This window comes from Brevibacillus borstelensis, from assembly GCF_037834415.1.
Taxonomy (GTDB): Bacteria; Bacillota; Bacilli; order Brevibacillales; family Brevibacillaceae; genus Brevibacillus; species Brevibacillus borstelensis_A.
Genome location: NZ_JAUMSJ010000014.1, coordinates 73,718 through 85,706, shown reverse-complemented (window position 1 = coordinate 85,706; position 11,989 = coordinate 73,718). Strand labels below are relative to the sequence as shown.

Below are 11,989 nucleotides of genomic sequence, written 5' to 3'. Positions count from 1 at the left end.
CGTGTCTAGTTTTGAGAAAACTGTCTCATTTTCGGACAATGTCCAAATTGTGACGAAATGGAAGGCATAACTATCAGAAGATTCGGAAATAACGTCTGGCAATGAAACAATTCTGCGTAACGCGAGCTTGTCCTGCATGAATTGAGAGATTGGCATGAGAGTTGCGGAGAGAAGAGGGGCAGAAAGGAGGATTTCTCTGTCTGCACAAAAGGATACGAACGGTTTGCTCATCTAATTGAAGAGGGGGACTTGCATTGAAAGCATTCATTCTCGATACTTTGGAAGCAAAAGGCGTGACGGTGCCGAGGGAGCACCTCACTGAGTTGGACGCTCGCTGGCAGGCGCTGCTCGGCTTGAAAAAAAAGACGGCGGATGCTTTGCTGGACGATAACGATATTGCGTTGCGCCATATCCCGGGGGGTGATCATTTTGAGTAAGGAGCTTATTGGCAAGTCTGTAGAAGAACTGGCTCCCCTGCTCCAGAAGAGGGAGGCCTCCTCCTTGGAAGTGACGCGTGCCGTATTGGACCATGCCGAATCATTGAACCCGGCGATCAACGCTTATCTTTCGATCGCTAGAGCCACCGCTGAAGAAGCGGCGAAGCAAGCGGATGAGGAAATTGCCGCCGGGCACTATCGGGGAATGTATCATGGCGTTCCCATGGGAATTAAAGATAACCTGTATTTCAAGAACGAAATCACCACGATGGCATCCAGGATTCATCAAAACTTTGTCTCTGATTATGACGCGACGATCATTGCCAGGCTTCGGGAAGCCGGTGTTGTTTTTACAGGAAAGCTGAATATGCATGAGTACGCTTGGGGCATCACGAACAACAATCCCCATTACGGCGCCTGTCGCAATCCATGGAACCTGGCGAAAATACCCGGAGGCTCTAGCGGAGGCTCGGGCGCGGCAGTAGCGGCAGATATGTGCATGGCTTCACTCGGCACGGATACAGCCGGCTCCATCCGGATCCCGTCCTCTGCATGCGGCATCGTAGGGTTGAAGCCGACGCACGGCCGCGTGAGCAAATACGGATGCTTTCCGCTTTCCTGGTCCCTCGACCATATCGGGCCGATGACCAAAACCGTCAAGGATGCGGCAGGGCTGCTCGAAATCATTGCGGGCTACGATCCAAACGACCCTACTTCCGTGAATGCACCTGTTGCCGCATACACTGACGAGCTGTCTGGCGACGTGCGAAACCTCGTGATCGGCATAAATGAAGAGTATTTCTTCAAAAATGTGGATGCCGGAGTAGAGCTGCTGGTGCGAGCTGCCATTCAGTCCCTCGCAGATCAGGGGGCACAGGTAAAGGAAGTCAGCATCCCGGCATTGAAATATGCCGAGTATGCGGAGATGATCACGATTCTGTCAGAGGCGGCGGCCATCCATCACCGCAATTTGCTGCAGCGCCCTGATGATTTCGGCTCGGACATCCGCCTTTTGTTCGAATTGGGCGAGCTCCCCTCCGCGGTCGACTACTTGCAGGCGCAACAGCTGCGCAGACAATTGAAGCGCGATTTCCAGAAGGCTTTTGAAGAGGTGCACGTTTTGCTGGCGCCGACTTTGCCGATCATCGTACCTGCCGTCGGGGACCATGCTTGCGATTTGAACGGTGAAAAGGCGGACCTGATCGACAACATCATCCGTTTTACGGGACCGAGCAACCTGACCGGTTTGCCTGCTTTGACAGTTCCATGCGGTCTCAAGGATGGAATGCCGGTTGGCCTCCAGATCATAGGCCCTGCCTTCCAGGAAGGCCTGGTGCTGAATGTCGGGTATGCCGTGGAAAAGACGAGCCCGATGAAAGGCAAAAAGCCGGAGCTGGTCGGGGCGATGTAGATAAGGAAAAAGGAATAATGAATAATGAATGTTCAACAGGTCTGGACTTAGCGGACATTCTGCCGGCATGGGTATTTTATCAGCGGGCGATGTTCTTTTCGAAGCCCTTGGGATGCAAGTTCGATCTCAAGGGCTTTTCTTCGGTCACTAAACTTTTTTGCAAAACACACTCAATAAAATCCGGGGGCAAATGCATATTCACGCCTCGGATTAAAAAGTCGTCCGGGCCGATGAGCTTTCTGCATGAGGACTCAAACCGGGAGAACCATCGGCCGGAGCCACGCGGTCAATCTGGAGGGATTTCGGGAGGTGGATATCTCGAAACCTCTCAGTTGGTCTAAACGGGCGAGCTTTACAGGATGAAAAATGCCCAGGCATAAATCAGGCAGATATTGATACTTTTTGCTATGGGTAGGCAAGTTTCGAATTCATCGCATTTCGGATAGGAGTGGGAAAATTGCAAACATTTGGCGAGAGAATTGGGTCTGCAGCCGGTATCAGCAAACTTTATTGGCAAAGGGTTATTGTAAGGAGCAATCTTCTTTTTCCGAAACAGAAGTGTTATACTACTCTAGCAAGGACAATACACCCTTGTTGGAATTTGTTTTGGGAGTGGTTTCCATCATGATCATCCAATTCATTCGTTTCCGGTAATGTGAGGTGCAGATTATGTAATCTCAGTCAAAATGGCTGGGTTTATTTGTCTGTGCCTTTTTTCATTCACCGAAAACCGAATGAATGGGGTGCTTTTTTGTGTCCAAAAACAGCAAGAAGATCAAATTTGCGGGCCTTCTTACGGCAAATAAAGGCCTGTTTCGCTGTCCGATTTGCTCCGGGGAAATGGAGCTTAATCAAGAAACCAGCTTGCAATGTGCAAGTCATCATAGTTTTGACCTGTCCAGACAGGGGTATGTGAATGTATTGTCCCATGGCCTGAAAACGAAATACGATAAACAAATGTTCGAATCGAGAAGGCTGCTTTACAAAAGCGGTGCCTTTCAACCGCTGATTGATCAGATCAGCGGAAAGATCATCCGTACGCACGAATCGGCACGGACACCGTTGAAACTATTGGATGCCGGATGCGGAGAGGGCTCTCATTTATCTGGCATCCGCGAAAAGGTGATCCAAAGCCTGGCCCATGACTTTTTGGGAGTGGGCGTAGATATTGCCAAGGAGGGCATCTATCTCGCTGCCAGAGACTACCCGAATATGATCTGGTGTGTGGCCGATATTGCCAATTGCCCATTTGCCAGCAAACAATTTCATTTTATTCTTGCCATCCTGTCACCCTCAAATTACGCGGAGTGCCAGCGTATGCTTGCCGACGATGGAATGGTGATCAAGGTGATCCCCGAAAGCGGGTATCTGCAAGAGCTTCGGGCCATTTTTTATGGGCAAGGCGATCATCGCGTCTACTCAAACGACAATACCCTGGCGAGATTTTCAGAAGCATTCGAACTTGTCGAAAGTGAACGTTTGCGATACAAATGGGCACTTGAGGAAGCGCTTGTCGAGCCGCTCGTGCGGATGACTCCGCTTACGTGGGGAAGCACGGAAGAGGGAGTGCAAAGGGTGCTCGGTATGAACCTTGCCGAGATCACGGTTGATCTGCGCATCTTGTACGGAAAGAAAAAATAAGTTTTTTGCATAGCCTGACGCGTTTCCAGACGCAGCCCTGAAGAGAATAAGAAATGCTTGGGCAAGCGTCCTGAGGCTGTCGAGAAAATCGACAGCCTTTTTCTCTGTACGGTGTTTTTCACTTCACCCCGCTTTTTTCTGCTGCCTGAGCGGATACGAAGTGGTCGGCGGCCGTATTTAGGGGACAAATCCGTCCCGGGGCAATAACGGCCGATGTTTTTTCTTGATCCAGTCCTGCGCACGCTCCAGAGTAAAGGGAGACGGCTGAAAGCACTATTCTTGTCGTTTTCGAAATGTTTTTCGCTAGGAAAAAATGGTAAAGTAATGAATAGATGCATTTTACAACGGGCTGAAATAGCTGTGTATCGAAGGGGAAAAAGTACTGTCAATCACGACGTGGGATACAAACGACAAGCGAAGGAAAAAAATGGGCAAATTATCTATTTGCACTAGTTAGGGAAGAGTGAAGAGGGAGGAGAGACATTTTGCGTGACGCGTTTGGTTTGTTAGTCGTTTTAGTCGTATGGGGTTTTGTATTCTATATTGCTTACTTGGTCATTAAGGCAGCGGTGAGAAACGGGTTCGATGAATCAAAGAAAGCAGCTGAACTTGAGAAGCTTTTAACGGAAATTCGTGACGAACTCCGGAACAAAGAAAGAGAAGAAGGAGGCAAGCTGTAGAGGGGGGATGGATCGGAAAAAGGAACCTGGGGGAAATGCTGGAGGCGGCTAGGCTGCAGTCATTTGGGAAAAAGAAGGGACTCCATACATAATCGTGCAGGAAGGTTGACAGACTTATACACAGAGCGAGAGAGCGCGCCCTGTTTTATGCACCAGACGAAACAGGGCGCATTTGGCCCGTTGAGGAAAGCCCGGTACATTGCTTGATGAGGCATCATTGACATGAAACCAAAAGGTTTTATATACTTAAAAGCGAAACCAAACGGTTTTATAAACGAGCAGGAAAAAAGGAGAATTCACCATGGACACGAACCAAACAAATACCGTACAAGACATTACACATACGGTTGTACTTGACGCTCCGATTCAAAAGGTATGGAATACGGTATCCACTTCTGAAGGCATTGCATCCTGGTTTATGCCGAATGACTTTCAGCCTGCAGTGGGGCATGAGTTCCATGTGCAATCCCCTTTTGGCCCTTCGCCGTGCAAAGTCATTGAAATCGATGAGCCTCACCGCCTTTCTTTTACATGGGACACAGATGGTTGGGTCGTTTCATTTACGTTAAAAGAGTTGGGCGACAAGACGGAGTTTACGCTTGTTCATAGCGGATGGAAACAGCCGGACGCAACTGTGCCAAAGGCCAACGAGGAAGCTGCGGTGATCCGCGAACGCATGAACAACGGATGGCAGTCGATTGTACATGACAGGCTTCGCCAAGCAGTTGAGGGTTAATGTCAGCGGCACAAAAACACGACGTCTTTCAGGCGATTGCCGACCCGACTCGCAGAGAAATTCTAAAATTGCTTTCAGAAAAAGAATTGCCCATTTCCGAAATTACATCGCACTTTCCGATGAGTCGCACAGCCGTTGCGAAACATCTGCATATCCTTTCAGAGGCCGAACTGGTTCGCGGACGAAAGGTTGGGAGGGAAAAGCGTTTCCGGCTGCACCCCGAGCCTTTAAGTGAATTGCATGAATGGCTTTCGTACTATGAACAGTTTTGGACGAACAGGTTGTCGATCCTTAAACATGTGGTCGAGTCTCAAGCGAAGAATGAGGAGTGAATCGACGCCAGCATGGCTGGTGTCTTTTTTTATTTCAATGGATTTGCCTGCTCCTCGATTTTTATGAACAGTTTCCATTTTACCAACACCATGCGTTTTTTTCGATGCGAGACAAAAAATCCGTTTTGCCGTATAAACGATCCTTATCGTGGTGGCAGCCGCTCTGTTTTTCTCTTACCATCGTAAGCAAACAGGCGTCAATTGAGGCTGTTTGCGAAAGGAGAAGGATATGCAGATGTCTCGCATTCGATTCAGTATATTTTTAAGCGTGTTTGTCGCGATGGTAGGTTTGATGATCATCGCTCCCGTTATGCCTCCGCTTATACGCGAGCTGGGGCTGAGCGAAACCCACTCGGGCTTGATCATTTCGCTCGGCTCCATCGCGATGGCGGCAATGGCGCCGGTATGGGGAAACTGGAGCGATGCAAAAGGCAGAAAGCCTGTTATATTGATCGGGTTTTTGGGGATGCTGGTAAGCTATGTGCTGTTCACGGCGACGATGTATGTCGGACTGGCGGGGCTGGTCAGCGGCGGACTATTGGTCGTGATGCTAGTGGTGGCGCGCGGCCTGGTCGGTTTGTTTATTCCTGCCGTTCCGTCGGCAGCGCAAGCGTATATGGCGGATATCACCGATGAAAAAGGCCGTTCGGCAGGGATGGCCCTGATCGGCGCGGCCAATGGAATGGGACTTGTACTCGGCCCGGCGATTGCCGGGGCGTTTGCGCTCATCGGTCTGATTTGGCCGCTCTATATCGGCTCGCTATTGCCTTTCGTGGCACTTGTCGTAGTCCTGCTGATGATCCCGGCCCAAAAACCGGTGATTCGGGAAAAGCCGCCGAAGGTGAACCCGCTTCAAAAAGGCGTCCGCCTGTATTTGTTTGCCGGATTGGCTACGATGCTCAGCATTATCACCTTGCAAGTGGTCGGCGGTTTTTATTTTCAGGATCAATTAGCCTTGTCTACCCAGGAAACCGCGAGAATGATCTCCATGGGACTGATGCTCAGCGGCGTTGCGATGATCATTACGCAAGGGATGCAAATGAAAAAACCGAAATGGCAGCCCAAACCGCTGATTCTGGTCGGCTCGCTGCTGCTTGTGATCAGCATGGCGCTGTTTTTGCTGGTTGTCAGCTTGCCCGGTTTCTATGTGGCCTTTTTCCTGTTCGGAATCGGAACCGGGCTGATGATGCCGGGATTTATGACGGGAGCCTCGCTTGCAGTTTCCCGCGAGCAGCAGGGGGGGGTTGCGGGCCTTGTGGGGTCGGTGCAAGGCATATCTGCTGTAATCGCCCCGATTCTCAGCACGAGTCTGTACCAACTCGATAAACATCTTCCCTTTGTCGTTATCGCCGCATTCGTGATCGTGATGGCTATTACGCTGCTTTCCATCCAAAACAAGCCGGCGGCAGGCGCGTCGATGGCAGCAAATCAAGACTCAAGCAAGTAGCAAATTCCGCACTCGTTGCTTTGCTGTTTGCGTCGACTCGCGATCAAACGAAATACATTCCATTTCTAGCCATCAAGCTTTGTTTGGTGGCTTTTTTTGTGTGATTGCAGGCGGCGCTGTTTCACCCTCTTCAGGAGCCTCATTTTTTTCACGCGTGATCGTTCCAGGAAACGGCGGGGAGACGGCATTTTTCATGTTGTTTGTGATGGTGCGGGTTGGTGCCCATGCATGCCGGTATGTTCTGAAATGGTTTTGACGAAGGCTATTTTACGATGTTATTTGACAATGATTCTCATTATTATTTAAACTGGTAATAATGACTTTGCGCGTTTCCCGCGGATACACCATGCATTCAAAGTGAAGCGTATTCATTGGCTCTTAGCAAACACGGAAGAGAGGGGAACTGTTTTGAAGCTCCAACTGGATACCCATGACCTGGGGTGCATGATTGAGGAGTTAAGCGATATCGCAGTGTCTCCAGAGCGTGAACAACGGCAGCAATCCATTCCGATACTGGGAGGAACTGCTCAGATGCAGCGGATTCTGCTCCGTAAAGGCATGGAAATCAACTTGTATGAAGGAAAATTTCTCGAGCCCGTGACCTTGGATGTCGGCGTCCGATATCCTCACCTGGAAATCAGCTATACGCTTTCAGGGCAAGGCTGCTGGGAAACGGCTGGCTCCCCCCGGAGCTACCATTTAGCGCCTGGCGTTTCCAATCTTGTCTATATTCAGGATACGAAGCTGCGCGTCGAGCTGCTGCCCCAGGAGAGATCCGTTCACATGGAGCTGCGCGTCGACGTTCGGTATTTTAGCGAACTGCTGCCCGAGCTCGCCCGGATGTCGAATGAACCATTTTTTTGCAGACAAACAGCCGGCTCGCCCCACATTTCCCACATCGTCGAGCAAATGAAACAGTGCCCCTATTCCGGTAGGCTCCAGAAGCTTTACTTGGAAGGAAAAGCGTATGAGCTGCTGGCTTGTCAATTGGATGCGGCGGAAAAGGAAGAAGAGCGGATCAGAGCGGCATCCAAGCTGAAGGCGGATGATATCCAATGTCTTCACCAGGCGAGAGAGATTTTGTCCCGTACGTGGAAGGAGCCTCCCGGTTTGCTGGAGCTTGCCAGACTCGTCGGCCTTAATGACTACAAGCTCAAGCTCGGCTTTAAAGAATTGTTCGGCACGACCGTCTTCGGCTATGTCCGCGGACTGCGAATGAACGAAGCGCGTAAAATACTGGAGCAAGGAGAGGCCAATGTCAGCGAAGCCGCTACGATGGTCGGCTATCACAATCTCAGCCATTTTGCTTCCTTATTCCGAAAAACCTTCGGGTATAACCCTAGTGAATTCGTAAGAACAAAGGAGGTACAAGGATGAAACACATCGTCACGATTTGGGGAGCAAGCTTCTCCTCGGAGGAAGAGCTGCAGGAGTTTGTTGAGTCTGCTTACGATGATGACGGGGATGCCCTGCCTTGTACCATTCGAATTCTTCCATTGCCTCGCGGGCATATTCAGCGAGCAGCGGGTGCAAATTCGGATATTCCAGGGCGTTGGCAAAGAACCGATGGGTTGCCGACTTCGCCAATCCTTTGATGGGCAAAAACTGCTTGGCGCTTGTTTCAACAGGGATTTAAAAACGCAGTCTAGAAAATGATTCTGAGCATTGCAGAAGCAAACCCTGCCTGTCCCATCGATTATAGGTAATGGTGTCGATTTTTTCCAATAGTTCAAGTACTATGTACATATCTTTTTTAAATGGGCTTGAACTGGCGATGAAGGGCAGGGTCATCCGCTTTCTCCTGATTTGGCTGTCCGAATTTCCCTGTGTAACGCTCCATTTTCTCATACAGCAGAGCCCGATCCAGTTTTGGCTGCTGCCTGTATTTCAGTTCCACCGCATAAACCCGCGCAAACCCAAAGTCTTTCTCCTGATCCAGAACATCCTGCATATCCGATTTTCCTCCTTGGCCAAAGCCATTCATTCTATGATTGGGTCCCGCGAATTTCAGCTGGAATACAGCGAGCAATATGTACAGTCAAAACGGCCTGCCAGCAAATCCTGTTTGCGAATGAAAAAATGCAGCACGCCTGCATCCCACCAGCGGAATCCGACATCGTTATCCGATTCAATCTCAAGGAGCATCAGAGTATCCTTGATTTCTTCCATGGTTTTTTCCTCGTCCCCAGCAAAATGATCGGTTATTTGCTGCAACGCCTCTCTTTCGTTGTAATTGTAATGGGCGCCAGTCAGTATCATCAGGGCTGCTTCCAGTTCGGAATCATCATGCTGGCCGGTAGGGTAACCAAACAACCGGACAACATCATCACTCATGCTGTCGCTAATGGAAAAACACAAATCTTCGTACTCCTCGTAACCAACCTCGTCATTTTCGATCTGATCATCGTCGACATAAGCATAATTCGGGGGTTCCAGAGATGCTCTGGCTTCCAGCTGATATCCGTGAAACTGCTCTTTCAACCCAGTGACGTCAGGAGATGAGCGACGTTGAACCGAGCCGAGCTCATCGTCTTTCAAAAAGATTACGCGATGTTCGATATGATAGGCCGGCTCGTCAATTCCCACAAAAAAATAAAGCATGCCGCTCGTTGGGAGAAGCGACGATTCGTCATGCTTGGCCAAATCTTTCAGATTCAGTTGAACGAGAAAAGTCATGGGAATGCCGTCAGTCGTCAAGGGCCATTCGATATGCGGCGGAAGATCAGGATCTCCTCCGATTCTGGAAGCGCACAGGGTATTGTAGTCTTCCGGTTTGGCTTTTGCGCATCTTATTCCTTGCTGCGTGTTTTCCAGCAAATACTGTGACGCATGTGTAAACTGGTGTTCCAGAATCAGGCTTTCCAGTTTCGTACGATTCGGTGCACTCAGGTTCACGATAACCCTCCTTCGATTTCGAAGCGACAGTCCTATTATATAAGCTCCTTCCAGCGGCTTCCATAATACTTTTAACCTGAAACCGTACTTTCTACCCTATTTGATCAATGAGAGAGTTACCTCGACGGCATGATCGATAAAGGAGCGGTCCGGACGGGATTTCATCATGACAGTAAGGCCGATGACCGACACGACAAGCGTTTGCGCCAGAGCTTTCGCGTTCATATCCGTTTGCAGTTCTCCCGTTTTTATCCCCCGTTCAAGCGTTTCCTGAAAAATAGCGGAAAGATACATCTGATGCTCTCTTGTAAGCACTTCAAATTTCTCATCATGTGGCGCAAGCTCGACCATTGTATTGATGCAAAAGCATCCCCGGCTTGGATGCTGGTGATAATCTGCAGAAGCCAGGCTTTCAAAAAAAGACCGAAACGAATCTCTTACAGACGGATGCTTTTGAAGCACGGCCCGTACCCGGGAAGCGTGAGAGCGCGTATATTTCCTCAGCGCAGCTTCGAACAATTCCTTTTTGTCCCCGAAGGCTGAGTAGATGCTTGGCCGCTGAATGCCCATTTCAGCCGTCAAATCGCTGAGCGACGTCGCTTCGTACCCCTTTGTCCAAAAAACTTGCATCGCTGCGTCCAATGCTTTTTCCTCATCGAATTCACGTGTGCGAGCCATAACAACAACCCCTTTTCGTATCGAACGGTATGATATTATTTTATGTTTTTGCTGGGAAAGTGTCAAATGGGAGAGTGATGTATTGACATTTTAAGTTCAGAAGTTGTATAAATTATGAAAGGAAATTTTGTACCGATCAGTATGAAAAGAGGTGGCTTGCTTTGAATAGGGAAGGGTGCACGTTGAAAAGAGGGGTACTCTCACATGAAGCAGAACTGGCTGTTGATCAGAAACGCGAAGCGATAGCGAGCGCAGGGGAAATAAAGCTCGCGAAAGCCTCGTGCACGCCGGATTCCTCGATGTCCTGCTCTGTTGCTCTTTTGTTCGCGGCTGCCTGCGGGATGGCTGTAGCCAGCATCTACTTCGCTCAGCCGCTGCTTGACTCTCTGTCTGGCGAATTCGGACTCAGCCAGTCTACGATTGGCATTGTCATTACCGTTACGCAACTTTGTTATGCGCTGGGGCTTGTTTTACTTGTGCCGCTCGGCGACTTGTTGGACCGACGCCGACTTATTTTGGGCCACATGCTGCTGTCTGTACTTGCTGTAACCGTGGTAGGAACTGCTCCCACTGGCGCGGTCCTCCTGACAGGCATGGCTGCCGTCGGACTATTGGCCGTCGTGACGCAGACGCTCGTCGCATACGCCTCGATTTTGGCTGCCCCCTCCCAACGGGGACGAGTCGTCGGTTTGGTCACGAGCGGGGTCGTCATCGGCATTTTGCTGGCGAGAACGTTTGCGGGCATACTGACCGACCTGGCCGGATGGCGCTCGGTCTATCTCGTCTCCGCAGCACTGATGCTGTTCATGGTCGCCGCGTTAGCGAGGGTGCTGCCTCGCGACGAACGCGAAAAAGCGCCGATGACGTACATGCAGCTATTGCGCTCCGTCTTTGACCTATTCGCGCAGGAACGGATTTTGCGGATGCGGGCCGCGCTTGCCCTGTTGATCTTTGCCGCATTCAGCATATTGTGGACTTCACTCGTGCTGCCCCTCGGTTCGCCGCCGCTTTCTCTGTCGCATACCGCCATCGGGGCGTTCGGCTTCGCCGGAGTTTCCGGAGCGTTGGCGGCAGCCAGAGCAGGACGGCTTGCGGATCGAGGCTTCGGCGAGCGTACCACCGGTATCGCGCTCGCCTTGCTGATTGTGTCATGGCTGCCGATCTCCTTTACCGAACAGTCGCTCCTCGCTTTGATTGTTGGCGTGATTACTCTGGACCTGGCGGTGCAAGCCGTTCATGTCACCAACCAGACCATGATCTTTGCGGTACGCCCCGACGCGCGCAGTCGACTAACTGCCGGCTACATGGTTTTCTATTCCGTCGGCAGCGCAACCGGTTCGATCGCTTCGACCAGCACATACGCGTATGCAGGCTGGAGTGGCGTATGCTTGCTTGGAGCAGCTGTCAGCGCGACGGCTCTCCTGTTGTGGGCGTTCACGCGGCGGCAGGTTTCAGGATGAGGGCGCGGTCCAGCTTCTGAGAAATGGGGACGTTTTCGCCAGAAGAATGACTCTCTGCCGCCACTCATCCGTTATAATAGATCTGAATGGCTTTCAAGTTTTTTCAGGCGAGGTGAAACGCATGTCAAAGGAAAGAAGCACAACGGTTCAAGTGGATGCGTCGGGCTCCGGGCAAACCAGCACGGAGATATAGGACAATGCTTTTTGTTCGGAGCCGACCTCTATACCATAAAGGCTGATATATCTTGTGCGGGCTTTGCTCACTATTTGCA

The 11,989-nt window shown here is 50.6% G+C and carries 12 protein-coding genes and 2 pseudogenes; 10 read left to right on the top strand and 4 right to left on the bottom strand.

Going from position 1 to position 11,989, the window contains the following annotated elements; all coding sequences use genetic code 11:
* Positions 1-254 precede the first annotated feature (254 nt).
* The 9 genes and pseudogenes from Q3F21_RS13415 to Q3F21_RS13375 all read left to right on the top strand — a co-directional run.
* Positions 255-437: a hypothetical protein gene (locus Q3F21_RS13415; protein ID WP_340253409.1), complete on the top strand. Its 183-nt coding sequence runs from the start codon at positions 255-257 to the stop codon at positions 435-437.
* Positions 430-1,848 (top strand): amidase, encoded by a 1,419-nt coding sequence (locus tag Q3F21_RS13410; protein WP_340253406.1) that lies wholly within the window; start codon positions 430-432, stop codon positions 1,846-1,848. Before Q3F21_RS13415 ends, Q3F21_RS13410 begins: the two co-directional genes overlap by 8 nt.
* A gap of 753 nt (positions 1,849-2,601) precedes the next feature.
* Positions 2,602-3,489 (top strand): putative RNA methyltransferase, encoded by an 888-nt coding sequence (locus Q3F21_RS13405; RefSeq protein WP_340253403.1) that lies wholly within the window; start codon positions 2,602-2,604, stop codon positions 3,487-3,489.
* Positions 3,490-3,974: 485 nt separating this feature from the next.
* Positions 3,975-4,169 (top strand): hypothetical protein, encoded by a 195-nt coding sequence (locus tag Q3F21_RS13400; RefSeq protein WP_340253400.1) that lies wholly within the window; start codon positions 3,975-3,977, stop codon positions 4,167-4,169.
* Between the two features lie 301 nt (positions 4,170-4,470).
* Entirely contained in the window at positions 4,471-4,905 is a 435-nt protein-coding gene (locus Q3F21_RS13395) for an SRPBCC family protein (protein WP_340253397.1), read from the top strand.
* Complete coding sequence (locus Q3F21_RS13390; protein ID WP_340253394.1) at positions 4,905-5,237, top strand: metalloregulator ArsR/SmtB family transcription factor; 333 nt, start codon at positions 4,905-4,907, stop codon at positions 5,235-5,237. The genes Q3F21_RS13395 and Q3F21_RS13390 overlap by 1 nt, the downstream gene beginning before the upstream one ends.
* Before the next feature lie 235 nt (positions 5,238-5,472).
* Complete coding sequence (locus tag Q3F21_RS13385) at positions 5,473-6,684, top strand: MFS transporter (RefSeq protein ID WP_340253391.1); 1,212 nt, start codon at positions 5,473-5,475, stop codon at positions 6,682-6,684.
* 408 nt (positions 6,685-7,092) lie between these two features.
* Positions 7,093-8,061 (top strand): helix-turn-helix transcriptional regulator, encoded by a 969-nt coding sequence (locus Q3F21_RS13380; protein WP_340253388.1) that lies wholly within the window; start codon positions 7,093-7,095, stop codon positions 8,059-8,061.
* A pseudogene (locus Q3F21_RS13375) lies at positions 8,058-8,120 on the top strand (hypothetical protein); the annotation flags it as partial. The gene Q3F21_RS13380 and the pseudogene Q3F21_RS13375, both read left to right, overlap by 4 nt.
* A gap of 37 nt (positions 8,121-8,157) precedes the next feature.
* On the opposite strand, the pseudogene Q3F21_RS13370 reads toward Q3F21_RS13375, so the two are convergent.
* The 4 genes and pseudogenes from Q3F21_RS13370 to Q3F21_RS13355 all read right to left on the bottom strand — a co-directional run.
* Positions 8,158-8,295: pseudogene (locus Q3F21_RS13370) on the bottom strand (DUF6138 family protein); the annotation flags it as partial.
* Between the two features lie 142 nt (positions 8,296-8,437).
* Positions 8,438-8,635: a hypothetical protein gene (locus tag Q3F21_RS13365; protein WP_340253385.1), complete on the bottom strand. Its 198-nt coding sequence runs from the start codon at positions 8,633-8,635 to the stop codon at positions 8,438-8,440.
* A 56-nt stretch (positions 8,636-8,691) separates the two neighbouring features.
* Positions 8,692-9,579 (bottom strand): YwqG family protein, encoded by an 888-nt coding sequence (locus Q3F21_RS13360; protein ID WP_340253382.1) that lies wholly within the window; start codon positions 9,577-9,579, stop codon positions 8,692-8,694.
* 96 nt (positions 9,580-9,675) lie between these two features.
* Positions 9,676-10,257 (bottom strand): TetR/AcrR family transcriptional regulator, encoded by a 582-nt coding sequence (locus Q3F21_RS13355; RefSeq protein ID WP_340253379.1) that lies wholly within the window; start codon positions 10,255-10,257, stop codon positions 9,676-9,678.
* A gap of 299 nt (positions 10,258-10,556) precedes the next feature.
* On the opposite strand from Q3F21_RS13355, the gene Q3F21_RS13350 reads away from it, so the two are divergent.
* The gene (locus Q3F21_RS13350; protein ID WP_340253508.1) at positions 10,557-11,717 is read left to right on the top strand and encodes an MFS transporter; all 1,161 of its coding nucleotides are present in this window, start codon (positions 10,557-10,559) and stop codon (positions 11,715-11,717) included.
* Positions 11,718-11,989: the final 272 nt, after the last annotated feature.

Coding starts and splice junctions, on each gene's coding strand:
- Q3F21_RS13395 (WP_340253397.1), top strand. CDS start 4,471: ATGGACACGAACCAAACAAATACCGTACAAGACATTACACATACGGTT.
- Q3F21_RS13390 (WP_340253394.1), top strand. CDS start 4,905: ATGTCAGCGGCACAAAAACACGACGTCTTTCAGGCGATTGCCGACCCG.
- Q3F21_RS13385 (WP_340253391.1), top strand. CDS start 5,473: ATGTCTCGCATTCGATTCAGTATATTTTTAAGCGTGTTTGTCGCGATG.
- Q3F21_RS13365 (WP_340253385.1), bottom strand. CDS start 8,635: ATGCAGGATGTTCTGGATCAGGAGAAAGACTTTGGGTTTGCGCGGGTT.
- Q3F21_RS13355 (WP_340253379.1), bottom strand. CDS start 10,257: ATGGCTCGCACACGTGAATTCGATGAGGAAAAAGCATTGGACGCAGCG.
- Q3F21_RS13350 (WP_340253508.1), top strand. CDS start 10,557: ATGTCCTGCTCTGTTGCTCTTTTGTTCGCGGCTGCCTGCGGGATGGCT.